General features: G+C 67.5%; 16 protein-coding genes and 1 pseudogene. 11 read left to right on the top strand and 6 right to left on the bottom strand.

All coding sequences use genetic code 11. The annotated features are described in order from the left end of the window. Window positions 1-22 precede the first annotated feature (22 nt). A complete protein-coding gene (locus EB75_RS01195) occupies window positions 23-904 on the top strand; it encodes an oxidoreductase (protein WP_073693661.1) in 882 nt (293 codons plus the stop codon). Here EB75_RS01195 and EB75_RS01190 read toward each other — a convergent pair. After that, window positions 901-3,525 carry a LuxR C-terminal-related transcriptional regulator gene (locus EB75_RS01190; RefSeq protein ID WP_073693660.1) on the bottom strand — a complete coding sequence of 875 codons (2,625 nt, stop codon included), beginning with the start codon at window positions 3,523-3,525 and terminating at the stop codon, window positions 901-903. The genes EB75_RS01195 and EB75_RS01190 overlap by 4 nt on opposite strands. A 189-nt stretch (window positions 3,526-3,714) precedes the next feature. Between EB75_RS01190 and EB75_RS01185 the strand changes: the two genes are divergently transcribed. Further along, a complete protein-coding gene (locus tag EB75_RS01185) occupies window positions 3,715-4,977 on the top strand; it encodes a DUF3060 domain-containing protein (RefSeq protein ID WP_073693659.1) in 1,263 nt (420 codons plus the stop codon). 13 nt (window positions 4,978-4,990) lie between these two features. Here the strand turns inward: EB75_RS01185 and EB75_RS01180 are convergent. Beyond that, window positions 4,991-5,641 (bottom strand): annotated as a pseudogene (locus tag EB75_RS01180) (phosphoribosyltransferase); the annotation flags it as partial. Between the two features lie 75 nt (window positions 5,642-5,716). On the opposite strand from EB75_RS01180, the gene EB75_RS01175 reads away from it, so the two are divergent. Together EB75_RS01175 and EB75_RS01170 are read left to right on the top strand one after the other, a co-directional pair. Continuing rightward, window positions 5,717-6,181, top strand: a complete 465-nt coding sequence (locus tag EB75_RS01175; protein WP_073693657.1) for an MPT63 family protein — start codon at window positions 5,717-5,719, stop codon at window positions 6,179-6,181. Between the two features lie 43 nt (window positions 6,182-6,224). Continuing rightward, window positions 6,225-6,725 carry an SRPBCC family protein gene (locus EB75_RS01170; RefSeq protein ID WP_073693656.1) on the top strand — a complete coding sequence of 167 codons (501 nt, stop codon included), beginning with the start codon at window positions 6,225-6,227 and terminating at the stop codon, window positions 6,723-6,725. On the opposite strand, the gene EB75_RS01165 is transcribed toward EB75_RS01170, so the two are convergent. Then, a complete protein-coding gene (locus EB75_RS01165) occupies window positions 6,713-8,239 on the bottom strand; it encodes a carboxylesterase/lipase family protein (protein ID WP_073693655.1) in 1,527 nt (508 codons plus the stop codon). The two genes, EB75_RS01170 and EB75_RS01165, sit on opposite strands and share 13 nt — an antisense overlap. 32 nt (window positions 8,240-8,271) lie before the next feature. On the opposite strand from EB75_RS01165, the gene ypfJ reads away from it, so the two are divergent. Next, window positions 8,272-9,162, top strand: a complete 891-nt coding sequence (gene ypfJ, locus EB75_RS01160) for a KPN_02809 family neutral zinc metallopeptidase (protein ID WP_073693654.1) — start codon at window positions 8,272-8,274, stop codon at window positions 9,160-9,162. On the opposite strand, the gene msrB is transcribed toward ypfJ, so the two are convergent. Then, the gene (msrB, locus tag EB75_RS01155) at window positions 9,159-9,632 is read right to left on the bottom strand and encodes a peptide-methionine (R)-S-oxide reductase MsrB (protein ID WP_142239353.1); all 474 of its coding nucleotides are present in this window, start codon (window positions 9,630-9,632) and stop codon (window positions 9,159-9,161) included. The two genes, ypfJ and msrB, sit on opposite strands and share 4 nt — an antisense overlap. A 112-nt stretch (window positions 9,633-9,744) precedes the next feature. Here msrB and msrA point away from each other — a divergent pair, with 112 nt between their 5' ends. Further along, window positions 9,745-10,443 carry a peptide-methionine (S)-S-oxide reductase MsrA gene (msrA, locus tag EB75_RS01150; protein WP_073693653.1) on the top strand — a complete coding sequence of 233 codons (699 nt, stop codon included), beginning with the start codon at window positions 9,745-9,747 and terminating at the stop codon, window positions 10,441-10,443. Here the strand turns inward: msrA and EB75_RS01145 are convergent. After that, the gene (locus EB75_RS01145; RefSeq protein WP_083611859.1) at window positions 10,427-11,689 is read right to left on the bottom strand and encodes an HNH endonuclease; all 1,263 of its coding nucleotides are present in this window, start codon (window positions 11,687-11,689) and stop codon (window positions 10,427-10,429) included. The genes msrA and EB75_RS01145 overlap by 17 nt on opposite strands. Window positions 11,690-11,861: 172 nt before the next feature. Between EB75_RS01145 and EB75_RS01140 the strand changes: the two genes are divergently transcribed. The 5 genes from EB75_RS01140 to EB75_RS01120 are packed head-to-tail and all read left to right on the top strand — an operon-like array spanning window position 11,862 to window position 16,410. Further along, complete coding sequence (locus EB75_RS01140; protein WP_353651638.1) at window positions 11,862-12,386, top strand: TetR/AcrR family transcriptional regulator; 525 nt, start codon at window positions 11,862-11,864, stop codon at window positions 12,384-12,386. Then, window positions 12,383-13,945: a flavin-containing monooxygenase gene (locus EB75_RS01135; RefSeq protein WP_073693651.1), complete on the top strand. Its 1,563-nt coding sequence runs from the start codon at window positions 12,383-12,385 to the stop codon at window positions 13,943-13,945. Before EB75_RS01140 ends, EB75_RS01135 begins: the two co-directional genes overlap by 4 nt. Further along, window positions 13,942-14,763, top strand: a complete 822-nt coding sequence (locus EB75_RS01130; RefSeq protein WP_073693650.1) for a mycofactocin-coupled SDR family oxidoreductase — start codon at window positions 13,942-13,944, stop codon at window positions 14,761-14,763. Before EB75_RS01135 ends, EB75_RS01130 begins: the two co-directional genes overlap by 4 nt. Window positions 14,764-14,782: 19 nt before the next feature. Beyond that, window positions 14,783-15,403, top strand: coding sequence for a TetR/AcrR family transcriptional regulator (locus EB75_RS01125; protein WP_073693649.1), 621 nt, complete (start codon window positions 14,783-14,785; stop codon window positions 15,401-15,403). Continuing rightward, complete coding sequence (locus EB75_RS01120; protein WP_073693648.1) at window positions 15,400-16,410, top strand: zinc-binding alcohol dehydrogenase family protein; 1,011 nt, start codon at window positions 15,400-15,402, stop codon at window positions 16,408-16,410. Before EB75_RS01125 ends, EB75_RS01120 begins: the two co-directional genes overlap by 4 nt. Window position 16,411: 1 nt before the next feature. Here the strand turns inward: EB75_RS01120 and EB75_RS01115 are convergent, their stop codons facing one another. Continuing rightward, window positions 16,412-17,437 (bottom strand): Rv2578c family radical SAM protein, encoded by a 1,026-nt coding sequence (locus EB75_RS01115; protein WP_073693647.1) that lies wholly within the window; start codon window positions 17,435-17,437, stop codon window positions 16,412-16,414. Window positions 17,438-17,463: the final 26 nt, after the last annotated feature.

Raw genomic sequence — 17,463 nt, 5'->3', positions numbered from 1 at the left:
CTCGACCGGTAATTTGGCGACAGTGACCTTTGCCCTCGTTGGACCAGGCGCTATCGGATCGACCATCGCAGCACTGCTGTACGCGGCGGGCCACGACATCGTCTTGTGCGGCCGAACTGCGCGTGCACAGATCGAGGTCCGGGTCGATGGCGAGCAGCCGATCGTCGTACCGGGCCCGGTCTGCACCGATCCGGACACCGTCACCGGCCCGGTCGACGTGGTGCTCCTGGCGGTCAAGGACACCCAGTACGCCGACGCCGCCCCGTGGCTGGCCCGGTTGTGTGGCCCGGACACCGTGGTCTGCGCGCTGCAGAACGGTGTCGAACAGGCTGACCGGCTGCGTCCCCACTGCCCCGAACCAGCAGTCGTACCCGCGGCTATCTGGATCGCCGCGGAGACCCAACCCGAAGGCTGGGTGCGGGTGATGAGCGCGCCGCGGCTGGTGTTGCCCGCCGATGCGGCCGCGACCCGCCTGGCCGCGGCACTGGACGACAGCGGCATCACCGTCGACCTGGACCCCGATTTCCTCAGCGCCGCCTGGCGCAAGCTGCTGGTCAACGCGGTGGTGGGTTTCATGGTGTTGTCGGGCCGGCGCTCAGGGATGTTCCGACGTGACGACGTCGCCGCGCTGGCCCGGCGGTACCTGACCGAATGCCTCGCAGTCGCGCGGGCCGAGGGCGCGACGCTCCCCGATGGCGTCGTCGACGAGATCACCGGCATGCTCGAGCAGGCGCCTGCCGACATGGCGACCTCCATGCTGATCGACCGGCAAGCCGACCGCACGCTGGAATGGGACATCCGCAACGGCGTCATCCAACGCAAGGGCGCCGCACACGGCATCGCCACCCCCATCAGCGACATCCTCGTGCCGCTGCTGGCGGCGGCCAGTGACGGACCGGGTTAGCGGCGGCCCAAGACGAGCTCGACCAGCTGGTCGCGGCTGTTGACGCCGACACGCTGACACGCCCGGAAGATGTGCCCCTCCACCGAACGGCGGGACATGCCGAGCCGCTCCGCGATCGCGGTATTGGTCAAGCCCTGCGCGGCCAGTGCGACGATCTCGCGTTGGCGGACTGTGATCGACAGCGGGGTGGCTGCGGCCCGGAGTGCGGGCGTGTCGGCGCCGCCGCATTCGGCCGCCAACCGCTCGGCCATGGTCGCCGCGCTGAGTCCCGAGCCGCGTAACCCCGCCTGCTGATAGATGGTCGCAGCCTGCGCGGCGGCATCGGCGGCGGCCAGCCGGTCGCCGAAATACTCGTACTGCTTGGACGCCGCGACCAGCCCATCGCCGTCGGCGGCGGCGAGAGCGACGGCATGTGCGGCGGCGGCCACCGCGCGCGGGCCCCGAACCACTCGCGCGAGTTCGGCGAGCCGTTCAGCCGTGGTGTGATCACCGAATTGTGTCGCGGTCTGCAACAGCATGACCTCCCAACCCACCCGACCGAGCTGAAACTCCCGCGCCGCGGCGGCCCGGATGATCGAAACCGCCTCGGACACAGCACCTTCGGCAGCGCACACCCAGGCGTGGGCCAGGGTGCGGTCAGGATCGCGGGCGCAGGCGTCCGAATCTGCCTGCCACCACGGGGTGGCGGTGAATTCGCGACGCGCGTCCTCGGCGCGGCCCGACATGGCGTCGGCACTGGCGAGCCACAGTCGAGCCAGCATCTTGCGCATGCTGCCACCGTCCCGGGCGCTGAAATCGGCGAGCGATTCCAGGCACAGCCGGTGTGCGTCGGCCAGCGCGCCCCGGCTGATTGCCGACAGGCCCGCGACAAAGGCGTGCCACGACTCGGCGACCTGCCACGATCCCTCGATCGGGACGTCGACGGTGTCGCGGCGGATGCGCGCGATGGTGACATCGACCTGATCGAGCGTTCCGGCCAGCCGATGCATGTGCAGATGCAGAAATGCCAACGGCAGGCGCAGGTGCGACACCTCGGGACTGGTATCGGCCAGCCGGTAGCCGGCCTCCGCGACGGCCTCGACCTCGTCGATGCGGCCCAGCTCCCCCAGACTGCTCACCAGCGCCCACGTCGAGAGCATCCGCGCGACGGGTTCGGCGGCCGGATCGCCGACAACTCTGCGCGCCTGCTCGATGGCCGCCGTGGACCGGCCACGCGCCACGTCGATCGACGCGCGCAACGCCAGTGCCGTTGCCGCGACGGTGGCGTCGCCGGCCGGTATCTCGCTGTCGAGTTCGGCTTCGGCGCGGGCCGTGTGGCCGAGGATCACCGCGAAGTTCAGGGCGCGCAGCAACGCAACCTGCACACGTAGCGGGCCTGAGGTGTCGGCGGCGAGTCGGGCGAAGATGACCTCGGCCTCCTCGCCGCGCTCCTGCCAGATCAACGCCAGCGACAGCGCGATATCGGCCTCCAGGCCGCCACCTGCCGCCACCGCCCGCTCGGCCAGCGACTCGGCGAGCCGCATGTCTGTCAGTTGGATCGCGGCCGACGTCGCCGCGTTCAGGATCGCCGGATCGGGGGCGAGGTCGGAGTTCAGTGTCAGCACCGCGCGGCGGACCAGATCACGCGGATCGGTGGCGGGACGCGCAATCAGGGCTGCGGCGATCTGCCCGTGCAGCCGACGCATCCGCAGAGAGTCGGTGCGGCGCACCTCACCGAGCATCGGATGGGCCAGCCGCACCGACGCGGGCGTCGCGCTGCTGTCGACGCGGATCAATCCGAGCGCTTCCGCCTCGGTGATGGCATCGGAATCCGTGACCGCTGCCAGGGTCTCGATGTCGAGCGGCTCCGTAACGGCAAGGGCGTCAAGCACATTGCGCGCTGCCACCGGAATCTGGCCGATCCTCGTGGTGAGCAGTTCAGCGAGCGTGGGGGTCAGTCGTGGCTGGCCCTGCCACATCCACACCCCGGATTGTTGGGTCAACCGGCCCGCGCTCACCTCGGTGTCCAACAGGTGGCGCAGATACAGAACGTTGCCCTGCGTGTACTGCCACAGTTGCTGCACGCACCGTGAATGCACGGGCCCGCCCAGGATGCGCTCGACCAGTTTCGCGATGGCAGTCGAGGAAAGTGGTTGCAGTTCAATGCGTTCCAGCACGTCATCTTTCCAGATCGCGGTGATGGCGTCTGGAGCCGGTTCACCCGATCGCAGAGTCAGCACGACGGTGGCCAGTTTCCGCGAGACCAGTTGGTGCACAGCGAAGGCCGACAGATCATCGAGGAGGTGCGCATCGTCGACACCGACGACCACCGCACCCGTCGGCGCGGCGCCGATGACGCCGTCGATCACTTCCCGTACCCGCCGCAACGGATCGGGGCCGAAGTCGCTGACGACGTCGGCAAACGCACCCAACGGGATACTGCGGGCCGACGCGGTGCCGGCGATCCATCGGGAGCGTGCGGGTGGCCTGCAGGCTGTGATGACTTCACGGGCCAGGCGCGTCTTGCCGACGCCGGCGGCGCCGGACAGGACAATGCCTCGGGCCCGGTCCGGACGTCTGATCGCAGTCTCGATCGCCCGCAGTTCCTCAGCTCGACCGTGCAGGGGCCAGTCGTGAATCACTGACGGATCACCCCCAGACACAGCAAACTCACACCATTTGCAGCAAATGTTGCCAGGTCCACCGGCGGCCAACAATAGCTGCGCTAAACGATTGGGGTAGGGCCTTACCTCAGACGGGCAGGATCGGCCGTCTTACCTTCCAATCACCGGCGCAATTGCCGGCGCTAGGCGGAGGCGGAAGGGCGAATCATGAGTCATGCCAACCACATCGGGCGAATCGGGGCGCTGGCGGTGGCATTGGGCGTAGGACTGGTCGTCGCGCCCGGCTTGGCCGCGGCCAAGCCGGCTCCGTCTTCGCCGACATCGGATGGGCCGGGCACCACCGCGCCCACCGCGCCCGTCCAGAACATGGCCGTGGCCACCAACGGCGTCACCCGGGTCCAGCGGGGCGACGCCACCGCGACCTCCGATGGCAAGGGATCGGTGGCCATCGCCCGCGGTTCGGACGCGACGGCGATCTCGTCGGGCGGCCCGGGCTCGTTGGCCATCGCCCGCGGTGACGGCGCCACCGCCATCATCAATACCCGGGGGTGTGAGACGTGCTTGACCACCTCGGGCAACAAGGTCACCGCCAGCGGCGATTACGCCACGGCCACCGCAACCGGCGGGACAGGCAACACCGTCCGCGCCACCGGTAACCACAGCACGGCCACCGCCGACGGGTCGAACAACACGGTCACCGCCTCCGGTGGAGGGAGCCAAGCCACCGTCGTCGGGTCGGGCAACACGGTCACTGCCTCCGGCGGGGTCGCCACCGGCTACAGCAGCGGTAGTGAGGCCACGGTGAACGGATCGAACAACACGGTCACCACCTCCGGAGTCTCCAGCGAGGCCACTGTCATCGGATCCGACAACACCGTCCAGACCTCCGGCAATGTCAGTGAGGCCAACGTGACCGGTTTCGGCAACACGGTGACAGTCGACGACGCACTCGGTGACGTAACGGTGACCGGTTCTGACAACGACGTCCACACCTACGGCCAAGTCGACAGACGCAGCGAGATCAACACCACGACGGTGACCGGCGACAGCAACACCGTGACCGTGTTCGGCACCGGCAACACATCCCGGATCTACCAAGGCGACAGCAACACCGTGACCGTCAGCGGGTATGACGACTTCGCCTTCATCGACGGAAACCACAGCACCGCAGTCGTCAACGGCGATGACAGCACCGCTGACGTCGTCGGCGACCACAGCACGGCGCAGGCCGGCATCGACGGCACCTCCACCACCAACCTCGCCGGTGTGGCCGGCAACAACAGCACCGCGTTGGCCACCGGCTCGTACAACTTCATTGTCTTTGCCACCGGTGACGACAGCAGCGCCACCGCCCTCGGCAGCGGCAACGCAGTCCAGGCCAACGGCCCGGACAGCCACGCCACAGTCATCGGGGACAGCGCCAGCCTCCAGACGGACCCCGGCGAAACCGTCACGCTGATCAATCCTTAGCAACGCCCTGCTCCAGCAGCCGGCGCACCTCGACGTCGCTGACCTGATCGAAATCGCGATAGGACTCCCCCACAGCTGAAAACGGCGTCGGCATATCGGCGCACACCACGTCGTCCGCGATCGCCATGAGCTGCCGGCACGCAGATTCGGCGCCGACGGGAACGGCCACCACGAGCGTCCTGGGTCCGCTCTCCCGCACCACCTCGGCCGCCACCCGCATGCTGGCCCCGGTGGCCATGCCGTCGTCGACGAGGATCACGGTCCGTCCGGTCACGTCGGGCGGTGGCCGGCCCTGGCGGTAGTCGGCTTCACGCCGCTTCAACTCCCGAGCCTCGGCGTCGGCGACGTCGTTCAGGGTCTGTTGCGAAATCTGCAGTGGCCCAACCACATCCTGATTGACGACGATGTGGCCGCCGCCGCCGAGTGCGCCCATGGCGTACTCCTCGTGGCCGGGGACTCCCAGCTTGCGGATGATCAGCGCGTCCAGCGGTGCGTCGAGAGCGGCGGCGATTTCCCGGGCGACGGGGACGCCACCGCGAGCCAGGCCGAGCACCACGACATCGCGTCTGCCGCGGTACGCCGTCAGCAGACCGGCCAATGCGCGCCCCGCTTCTGAACGATCACGAAAGACGCGCCTCGATGGTTGGTTTCGCGTAGTTCCGATCCTATTCCCATCAGCGCTTTTCAGTGGTAATCCGTAATTGACAGGGCCATACAAAAACCGTTCGAGGAGGCAGAAGTGAAGGTCACCGGAACAGCTGTTGCGGTTTTCTCGGTCATCGGCATCGCCAGTGCGCCGATCGCGTCAGCCGGCTATCCACTCGTCGGCAAGCTCGGCAGCGCCATGACGATGACGGACAGCGTCGGTCAGGTCCAGCTGAGCTGGCAGGTCTCCGACCTCAAGCCGAGCTCCGATGTCATGCCGGGCTACCGGGTCGCCGGAAAGCTCTGGGAGGCCACGGCCACCGTTCGCGCGCTGAGCGGCCCGGTGACCCCCGGCATTTCGCAGTTCAACGCCGTCGCACCGAACCAGGCGGCGTACCGCGTGCTGTGGATGGTCGCGAGCCCCGTCAACATCAGCGGCGCGACCATTCCGCAAGGCGGCCAGTCGACCGGAAAGATCCACTTCGACGTCACCGGCCCCAGCCCGACGACGGTGACGATGAACAACGGCATGGAGGACCTGATGGTCTGGACTCCGTGAGCCGCGGCGAATGAGTAGACACCCTGCTTTAGGGTGTCTACTCATGAAGACCTACCAGTGCGAACGCGTCGGCGTGGATTTCATCGACAGTGCACCGTTCCGCTTCGTCAGCAAAGTCGATCTGACGATCAAGCCGGAGCAGTTGTTCGAGGTCTTCTCCGACGAGACGTCGTGGCCGCACTGGGCGACGCTGATCACCAACGTGGAGTGGACCAGCCCGAAACCGTACGGCGTGGGCACCACCCGCACGGTGACCATGCGCGGCCACATCGTCGGCGACGAGGAGTTCATCGCCTGGGAGCCGTTCTCCTACATGGCTTTCCGTTTCAACACCAGCACCTCGAACATGCTCTCGGCCTTCGCCGAGGGCTACACCGTCGAGGAGACCGCGGATGGTTGTCACCTGACGTGGGTGATGGCCATGAAGCCGAGCGGCCTCGCCGGCGAGTTGGGCATGCGGGCCGGCCGGCCGATGATGGCGTGGCTGTTCCAGCGGTTCCTGCACAACCTGCGCCGCTACTGTGACGAGCGCTACGGCGCGTAGAGCCCTTCCCAGGCCTCTCGGCGTACCTGATCCGGGTCGTCGATGGTCTCGTCACGCATCGAGCCGATGACCCGGGTGGCCCGGCGCTCGGTGTCGTAGGCCGGCCAGTCCGCCATGCCGTCACCCTTGGTCGCGAAATCCAGCCAGGTGCGCTGCATCCGCCGGCCCACTGACGGCTGCACCTGACGCCCGAGCGGGTGCAGCATCCGCCCCAGGTACGAGCCGTAGCTGTGCTGGATGTGCACGATCTCACTGCCGTGCGTGGCACCCAGGCCCAACACCTTCAGTGTCCAGGTGGTGTGGTCGAACCGGTAGACGTGCGTCGGCGCCTGGTCGCTGTAGGCGTCCGAGAAGGCCCACGTCGGGGCGCCGAACATGATGTCGGAGCCGATCTCGATCAGCGCCCGGCGCCGCGGGTAGCTCGGATAGGCCTGCAGCACAGAATCTTTGGCGTCCGGCGCGATGCGGGCGAAGTAGTCGTCGACCATCGGCACAGTGGTGGGCAGCATCGGCGGCTTACCCCAGGCGAACATCGACGCCTCCCGACTGTTGGTGCCGACGATCAGCGGCACCTTCGCGACGGCACCGCTACGTGCGGCCTCAACCGGAGGGGCGGGCAGCAGGTCGACGCCGTATGTCAGGCCGTAGGCCAGCTTCGGGCTGTTGGCCGCGCTCTCCCCCTGCAATTGGCCGGCGGCGCGGCGCAGTTGGCGCTGCGGCAGCGCGACGATCTCGTCGACGGCGACACCCAGGCGGCGCACGAACTCGTGAGCCTGGCGGGCTCGGGACTCGCGGTCCGCGATGAGCGTCAAAGCCGGGCTTTGCGCTATGGCCCGCCCGAACAGTCCGGCGGCCGCGGGACTGGCCAGGAGGGCGAGCACGGATGTCGCACCCGCGGATTCGCCGAAGACGGTGACCTGATCGGGGTCGCCGCCGAACGCGGCGATGTTGTCGCGCACCCATTGCAGCGCCGCGATCTGGTCGCGCAGGCACAGGTTGTCGTCGAATCCGACACCGAGATCACTGAGTTCGAAGCCGCCGAACACGCCGAGCCGGTACGTGACGTTGACGACCACCACGTTGCCGTTGGCGGCCAACCGGGAGCCGTTGTAGAGCTGCAGCTGGCCGGCCCCGAACACGAAGGCGCCGCCGGGAATCCACACCATCACCGGCAGCGAGCCCGTCACATCCGGCGACCACACCGTCACGGTCAGGCAGGCTTCGTCACGCATCTTGGGGTCGTCGCGCCCGCCACCTACGAACGACTTGCCCTGCGGCGGGATGGGTCCATGATCGATGGCGTCGCGCACGCCCGACCATGGAGTCAGCGGTTGCGGAGCGCGGAACCGCAACGGCCCGACGGGCTGCTCGGCGTAGCCGACGCCGCGCCAGACATTCACGCTGCCTTCGGTGGTGCCTCGCAGCGCGCCCGCGGCAGTCTGAACGATGGTCGAACGATCGATGGTTTCGGGCTGGACGGCCACACCGCAAATCCTAATGTGAAAAGCTGGCATCCTGTCGTATTCGAGGCCCGGACGGAGCGGTGATGACCTTCAACGAAGGTATGGAGATCGACACGAGCAACACGTCGACCAGCGGGGGTGGCGGCTTCGGCGGCCGTGGCATCGCGATCGGCGGCGGCATGGGCGGCCTGGTGATCGTGGTGGTCGCCATGTTCCTCGGGGTCGACCCGAGTTCGATTCTCGGCCACCAGAACCAGGCGCCCCAGTCCAGCCAGGGGTCCTCGGCCTACGACCTGAGCAAGTGCAAGACCGGCGCGGATGCCAACAAGTACCTAGAGTGCCGCATCGTGGCTACCGGCAACTCGGTGGACGGGGTGTGGTCGCAGCTGCTCAAGGGCTACACGCCGCCGAAGATTCGGCTGTTCCGCGGGCGGGTCGATACCGCGTGCGGCCAGGCCGATACCTCGGTGGGTCCATTCTACTGCCCCGGCGACAAGACCGCGTACTTCGACACCAGCTTCTTCCAGACGCTGGTCGACCAATTCGGTTCCAGCGGTGGACCTTTGGCGCAGGAGTACGTGGTGGCGCACGAGTTCGGCCACCATGTGCAGAACCTGCTCGGTGACATCGGCAAGGCGCAGCGGGGGCCCAAGGGCGCCGAGGGCAACAGCGTGCGCACCGAGCTGCAGGCTGACTGCTACGCCGGCGTGTGGGCACACTACGCGTCAACGGTCAAGCAGAAGAGTACCGGCGTCCCGTTTCTGCAACCGTTGAGCGACAAGGACATTGCCGACGCCCTGTCGGCCGCCTCGTCGGTCGGTGACGATCGCATCCAGAAGCAGGCCACCGGTCGTGTCAACCCGGAGTCGTGGACGCACGGCTCGTCGGCCGAACGGCAGAAGTGGTTCACCACCGGTTACCAGACCGGTGATCCCAAGCAGTGCGACACGTTCAACGCACAGGACCTGGGTTAAGCCACGCGGAACGTGAGCGCAGCCCCGTTCATGCAGTAGCGCAGTCCGGTCGGTGCCGGACCGTCGTCGAAAACATGACCGAGGTGGCCGCCACACTGGCGACACAGCACTTCGGTGCGGACCATTCCCAAGGTGCTGTCGGATCGTTCGATGACGGCCCGGTCGAGCGCTTTCCAGAAGCTCGGCCAGCCGGTGCCACTGTTGAACTTGGTGGCCGAGGCGAACAGGTCGAGCGCACAACCGGCGCAACTGAACACCCCATTGCGATGTTCGTCGTTGAGTGGGCTGCTGAACGGCGCTTCGGTGCCTGCTCGGCGCAGCACGTCGTACTGACGGGCATCGAGCAGCTGATGCCATTCGGCATCGGTATGGGTGACGCCGAAGGCCGGGTCTGCCAACGCCGAATGACTGCACCCGGCGAGTGTGCCGATCCCCGCAAGGGCGATGAACATGCGGCGAGTCAACGACATGTCTCGACGATAGGTCCGACAGCATCCTGCCGGCATCGATGATGTCCGTTCGTCAGCGTTTGGTCACATCTTTGGACTGCCGTGCAGGGGAATTCGGCCGGATGATCGATGTATGCGTACTCGACCGATCTTGGCTGCCGTCCTCGTCCTGACCGGTTCGGCCGCCGCACTCGTGGTGTCGGGGGCGCCGGCGCAATCGCGTCCACTCCCACCGGTCGCCGCCGACGAGCAGGTTCCCGCCGGAGCACCGCACGAGACCGCCGTGTTGGCCGGAGGCTGCTTTTGGGGAGTTCAAGGGGTCTTCGAACACGTCGCGGGGGTACTCGAGGCAGAGGCCGGTTACGCGGGCGGAGAGGCCGGCACTGCCGACTACGAGTCGGTGAGCGGCGGCGCCACCGGTCACGCCGAGTCGGTACGGATCACCTATGACCCATCGCAGATCACCTTCGGGGAGGTGCTGCGAATCTTCTTCGCCGTCGCCACCGACCCCACCGCGCTGAACCGACAGGGACCTGACGTTGGGCCCCAATACCGGTCCGCGGTATTCGCCCAAAACCCCGACCAACAACGCGTTGCAGAGGCCTACATCGATCAACTCAACCGGGCCAAGGCGTTTCCGGACCCGATCGTCACCACCGTGTCACCGCAGTCCAACTTCTATCCGGCGGAGTGGTATCACCAGAATTACCTCGAGCTGCATCCGGATCACCCGTACATCAGCTTTTACGACAAGCCGAAGATCGACGAGCTCCGGCGACTGTTTCCCGATCGCTACCGGGACCAGGCAGTGCTGGTCAAGCGGCCGGGTTGATCCGCGCGATGTGGACATCGCGGGTGAAGATGCGCAGCCCTTGCGGTGTCGGTGGTGCGGTGGAGGTGTACACCGCTCCTGATGGGGTGGTCAGTGCGATGGTGTGCCGGCCGTACCGGTCATAGGTCGCCGCGGCCTGCCAGCCGGGTTCTTCTTTGACGTAGTTGCAGTGCTCACACAACCCGTCACCGTTGTGGGCGCTGGTGGGTCCACGCTTCGCGTGCGGTGTGACGTGGTCGGTGTGCCGGATCCGCGCATTGCAGTACGGGGTCCGGCACAGCTGATCGCGCAACCCGATGAACGTGGCGAGCGCTTTCGGGAACGCCCGCGCCGTGGATTCCATCGCCACCAGCTTGTTCGTCCCGGGCTGGGCATACAGGCGCCGCAACGCCGCCCCCACCGTGTCATCGGCGGCCGCGGCCAGCACCCAGTCCCGGGCCAGCGCCGCCGGAATCGGCCCGTACCCCTGCAGGTGTGCGGGCTGCTCACCGCCGGTCAGTAGCGTCTCATCCGAGAGCACCAGGTTCGCGGTCACCGGCACCGGCGCCGCCGGGTCACGGCCGGTGACCCGCGCCACCACCACATCGGCCATGATCTGGCCACGGCTGCGCACCGTGCCCGCCGCCACCGCCGTGGCCGCCTCGCGCGAGAGCGCCTGGCGCATCAGCTGGCCCTGAGCGGCCGGCACCCGCACCGTCATCGCCATCATGCCGTCCCGGGCCACCCGGAACCGCACGTGCCGCGACGCCCGCGCCCGCGCCATCTTGTCCAGCACGCCCTGCTGATCCACCTCACAGGCGATCCGCGCGGCCTCCGCCGAAATCTCGGCGTTGCCCAACCCCGCCAACCCGGCCGGATCCCCACACAACTCGACGTCCAGCAACTGACGATCCAGCGGCGACAGGCATGCCGCTTCCTTGGTGATCAGCTCGGCCCGATGCTCCGACAACACCCCCGACTCCAGCGCCGCCAGGGTGCACGGCATATCCGCCACCAGAATCCGGGCCATCGCCGCGAGCCGCTCACCCCGATGCGGCGACTCGTGCCGGGCCAGCCCGATCTCCGAACCCAACGCCGCCCGCGACACCCGCGGCCCACCCGCCCGCGCTGCCGCCACCCGCCGGGCCTCCAACGCCGCCGCCAACCGCGCCTGCTCGGCCGCCGCGGCCGACTTGACCCGTTCGAGCTCGGTCATGCGACCCCGCAACGCCGCCTCATCGACATCAGGGTCCAAATCTTCGCTCATACGTTCGATTATGCCACGCGGGTGTGACACGCGCCGCCACCAAAACCGGTTTCCCGAATCGTTGACCACGTTGAACAAATTTCGTTAATGTGTGCAAATGCCCGCCAAGCCGCCGATTCCCCGGACTATCTCGCCGGCACTACTAGCAGCCACCGCCGACACACTTCACCGTTTGGGCCCAAGGCAATTCAGCCTCACCGCGGTCGCGGAAGCCGCCGGAGTCTCGCGCGGCACGGTGTACAACGCTCTTGGGGGTCGTGACCACGCGATCAGCGTCGCGCTGGACCACCTGGCCTCGACGTTCGTCGACGGCATGGCCGCGGAGATCGACAAGCAGTCCACGCTGGCCGATCAGGTCGCCGCGGCCGCCGTCCTGATCTGCGCCCACCGCGAGAGTTCTCCGTCAGCCCCCCAGAAGGGCATCAATGAGGGCATCGTCGTGCTGCTGTTGCGCAACATCGGAGAAGACCTGATGAAGCGCGCCGTCGAGCTCTGGAAGCCGCGCGTCAAGGCCGCGCAACGCGACGGCGAGATCGGCGCCGGCGTCGACCCCGCCCGCGCCGGTGAATGGATCGTCCGGGTGCTGCTGAGCTTCGAACTGCTGCCCCCGATCGGCGTCAACCTGGACAACCCCCGCGCCATCCGGCGCTTCGTCACCGACCACATCATCAATGGACTCACCGGAGAGACACCATGACCACACCCGACCACGAAGTGGTCATCATCGGGGCGGGCCCCGGCGGCATCGCCGCCGCTCACCTGCTGCAGCAGAAGGGCATTCACGACTTCCTCATCGTCGACCGGGGCGACGACTTCGGCGGCACCTGGCGTGACAACCACTACCCCGGACTTGCCGTCGACATCCCGTCACCGTGGTACCAACTGTCCTTCGCGCCCAACCCCGACTGGAGCCGGTTCTTCGCGCCCGGGCCCGAGATTTATGCCTACCTGCGCGACACCGCCGACAAACTGGGCCTGCGTCCGCACCTGCGCACGGGCGCCGAGGTGCTCCGCCAGCAGTGGGACGACGATGCCGGCCTGTGGCGCCTGTCCATCCGCAACCAGCCGGACGTGACGGCCCGGTTCCTGATCAGCTCGGTGGGCGGCTACGTCAACGCCAAGAACGTCGTCGACATCGACGGCATCGGGGACTTCGAGGGCACCATCCTGCGCCCGAACGCCTGGGACGACGACTACGACGTCCGCGGCAAGCGCGTCGCGGTGATCGGCACCGGATCCAGCGGTGTGCAGATCACCGGGGCACTGTCCGGGATCGCCGCGAATCTCGATGTGTACCAACGCACTCCGGCGTGGGTACTGCCCAAGGTCGACTTCGACATCCCGCCGTGGCTGCGCCGCCTGTTCAAGGTGCCGGGCTTCGTCACCGCGATCAACATCTTCGGCCGGCTCCTGATGGACGCGGCGATGGTCGTGCCGATCATCCACGTCTTCTCCCGGCTGCCGCGCAACGTGCTGACCAAGCTCATGCCCCTGTACGACGGCAACAGCCGTAACCTCTACCGGCTGCTGCTGCGTACCACCGTGCGAGACAAGGCAACCCGCAAGGCACTGCTGCCCCGTTACGGCATCATGGCCAAGCGTCCGGTGATCTCCAGTGCGTTCCTGCCGGCCCTGAACCATCCGGACACGCACCTGATCACCACTCCCATCGAGCGGATCACCCGCGACGGGGTCCGCACCGTCGACGGCGTCGACCATCCCGCCGACCTGCTGGTCACCGCGACCGGCTACGAGCTGTGGACCGACCCGGAGACGTACCGGCCCGGAACCATCCTGGGTTCAAACGGATTCGACCTCGCCGAGTACTACCACGCCCACGGACTGCACGCCTACGCCGGCACTGCCCACCCCCGGCTGCCGAACCGGTGGGAGATCGTCGGCCCGCTCGGGTTCGTCGGCTTCGCCTGGATGGACTGGGTCGAAACCGTTGCCGCCCATGCCGTTCGGATGATCGACGAGGCCCGTCGCCGGGCCGACGCGCCGGTCGTCGCGGTGAGCAATGACGCGTTCCACAAATGGAATGCGCTGATGGACAAGCGTGGCCGCACTGCCCACACCTATTACACCCGCGCCTCCGAACTGAACACCTACTTCGTCAACTCCCAACACGAAACACCGTATTACCGTCCACAAACCATCACCGGGTCAAGGATTTTCGCGCGGCGCTCGCCGCTCACGGACTACGAGTTCAGCGATGTCCGGGCCGCCACGATCAGTGAGGAACTCAGCGCATGACCGATCAACCATTGGCCGGCAAGGTCGCCTTCGTCACCGGGGCCGCTCGGGGACAGGGCCGCTCGCACTGCGTCCGGCTGGCCCGGGCCGGAGCCGACATCGTCGCCATCGACGCCTGCGCACCCGTGACCGAGGCCAACGGCTACGAACCCGCGACGCCCGAGGATCTCGTCGAGACGGTGAATCTGGTGGAAGGCGAAGGCCGCAAGATCTACGCCAAGACGGTCGACGTCCGCGACGCCGAAGGCCAGCAACAGGTGGTCGCCGAGACCATCGAACAGTTCGGCCGGCTGGACATCGTGGTGGCCAACGCGGGAGTGCTGAACTGGGGGCGGCTCTGGGAGATCTCCCCGCAGCAGTGGCAGGACACCCTGGACATCAACCTGACCGGGATGTGGAACACCATCCGGGCAGTGGTGCCGACGATGATCGAGGCCGGCAACGGCGGCTCGATCATCGCCACCAGCTCGGCTGCCGGGATCAAGGCCGTCCCGGGCTGCGGCCACTACTGCGCGACCAAGTTCGGCGTCGTGGGCATGATCAACGCGCTGGCGGTCGAGCTGGGTGAGTTCGGCATCCGGGTGAACTCGGTCCACCCGTACGGCACGGACACCCCGATGGGCAACGACGTGTCGATGTACCAGGTCCTGCAGGATCACCCGCACTACATCCACAGCTTCTCCCCCGGCGCGCTGCCGACGGATTCGCTGATCAAGCCCGATCAGATCTCCGACATCGTGGTGTGGTTGGCCAGCGACGCATCGTCATTGGTGACGGCTGCGCAAATCCCGGCAGACAAGGGTTACCTCAAGATTTGACCGGGTAACGTCACTCGCCATGGCGAAGGCAACCGCCGGGGTGGCAGACAACGGTTCCGACGCGCAGGCGCGCGCCACACAGTTCATGCGCTCGGCGCTCGACATTCTTGGCGAGACCGGTCGTACGGAGTTCACCGTGCTCCAGGTTGTGGAGCGCTCGAAGACGTCATTGCGGGCGTTCTACCAGCACTTCGCGACCAAGGACGAACTGGTGCTGGCGCTGATCGACGCGATGCTGACCGAATTCACCACCACGTGGCAGGCCGAGGCAGCACAGCTGGAACCGACGGACGCACTGCGGGCACTGGTCGACCGAATCTATGTGCCGCCCGCGTCCAGCACCCAGGAATGCATCAACCGGGGGCTGACCTTCTACCACGATCGCTTGGCCGAGACCATGCCGGACGATTATGGGCGCGTGCTGACCCCGCTGCACGCGCTGATCGTCGACATCATCGAGCGCGGAAAAGCCACGGGCGCCTTTGATCCCGACTTCGAAACCGAACCCGCCGCGGCACTGGTCATGCAGACCATCTTCGGGGCCCTGCGACTGCGCTCACTCGGGCCCGGACTCGACGTCGCACCGATCGGGAGCGAGCGCATCTACGCGTTCTGCCTCCGCGCGTTGCAGCGGTCATGACGATGCATGCCTGGCGAGTGCGCACGCCCGCGCCGATCGACCGCGGCCCGCTCGAGTTCGGCACTACCGCCATCCCCGAACCCGGCGCCGGCGAGGTGCTCATCGCCGTGCGGGCATGTGGTGTGTGCCGTACCGACCTGCACGTCACCGAAGGCGACCTGCCGGTTCACCGGCCACACGTCACCCCTGGCCACGAAGTCGTGGGCGAGGTCGTGGCAACCGGTGAGCACACGGACACCGACCTGGTCGTCGGCGATCGGGTCGGGGTGGCCTGGCTTCGGCACACCTGCGGACGCTGCCGGTTCTGTCTGCGCGGAGCGGAGAACCTCTGCCCGCACTCGCTGTACACAGGCTGGGACGCCGACGGCGGCTACGCCGAATTCGTCACGGCGCCAGCCGATTACGTCCACCGCTTGCCTGCCGGATACACCGATGCCGAACTGGCCCCGCTGCTGTGCGCCGGCATCATCGGCTACCGGTCCCTGCTTCGGGCCGACCTGCCCGACGGCGGGCGGCTCGGCATCTACGGTTTCGGCGGCAGCGCACACATCACCGCCCAGGTCGCGCTCGCCCGCGGTGCCGAGGTGCACGTCATGACGCGCGGCGAGGCAGCGCAACAACTCGCTCTAGATCTCGGTGCAGCCTCGGCCCAGGGCGCCACGGACCGGCCGCCGGTCGCGCTGGATGCCGCGATCCTGTTCGCCCCGGTGGGCGACCTGGTGTTGCCGGCGTTGGAAGCGCTGGACCGGGGCGGCACCCTGGCGATCGCGGGGATCCATCTCAGTGACATCCCGGCGCTGAACTACCAGCGGCACCTGTTTCAGGAACGCCAGGTGCGATCGGTGGCATCGAATACCCGTGCCGACGCCCGAGAATTTCTCGCCTTCGCCGGCAACCACCACATCCACGTCACTGCCCCTGGCTACCCGTTGGATCAGGCGGACCGCGCCCTGGGCGATCTGGCAGCCGGACGAATCTCGGGCGCCGCGGTGCTGCACATCGGTTGAGTCAGAACAGCGCAGGCTGCACCGCCCCGGCGGACACCGCCGCCGGGGCGGTACGCATGGTGTCAGGTCTGTGTCCGCCGCCTCCGAGTCCATACCGGGCGATCAGCGGCGCCACCCGGGTACGCAACCGTTCGCGGTACTCCGGGCCGAGATACGCACCGCGCCCGTACAATTCGCGATATCTGGGCAGCAGCTCCGGATACATCGAGCCCAGCCACGCCAGGAACCAGCCCCGGGTCGCGCCGCGCAGATGCAACCCGAAGACCGTCACACTCGTGGCGCCGGCAGCCGCGATGCGCGACAACAGGGCATCCAGCTGATCGACGGAGTCGGTCAGGTGCGGCAGCACCGGCGCCACCATCACATGGCAGTCCAGGCCTGCTCGCGCGATGGCCGAGATGAGCTCCAGCCGGGCGGACGGCGTCGGCGTTCCCGGCTCGACCGACCGGTGCAGGTCCGGGTCCAGCATGGCCAGCGACACCGCGACGCTGACCCCGACCCGATCGCCCGCGTCGACGATCAGCGGCAGGTCACGGCGCAGCAGTGTGCCTTTGGTCAGGATCGAGAACGGCGTCCCCGAATCGGTCAGCGCCGCGATGATCCCCGGCATCAGCGCATAGCGACCCTCGGCCCGTTGATAGGGATCGGTGTTGGTGCCCAACGCGACCGCTTCGCGCGTCCACGACCGTCGAAAAAGCTCGCGCCGCAACACTTCTGCGACATTCGTCTTCACCACGAGTTCACGGTCGAAGTCGTTCCCGGAGTCGAAGTCGAGGTACTCGTGCGTGGGCCGGGCGAAGCAGTACCGGCAGGCGTGCGAGCAGCCGCGGTAGGCGTTGACGGTGTACCGGAACGGCAGGTTCGACGCTTCGGGCACCTTGTTCAGAGCCGACTTGCACAGCACCTCATGGAAGGTGATGCCGTCGAACTTCGGCACCCGGATGCTGCGCACCAGTCCGAGGCGTTCCAGGCCCGGCAGCGCCCCGTCCTCGCCGGCCCGCGTGACCGCCTGCCCGTCCCACCGCATGACTCAATTCGAACAATTGTTCGACA

The organism is Mycobacterium sp. ST-F2 (assembly GCF_001905655.1).
In the GTDB taxonomy this organism is placed as follows: domain Bacteria; phylum Actinomycetota; class Actinomycetes; order Mycobacteriales; family Mycobacteriaceae; genus Mycobacterium.
The sequence above is the reverse complement of the archived record's forward strand: the minus strand, read 5'-3'. Positions and strand labels throughout refer to the sequence as shown.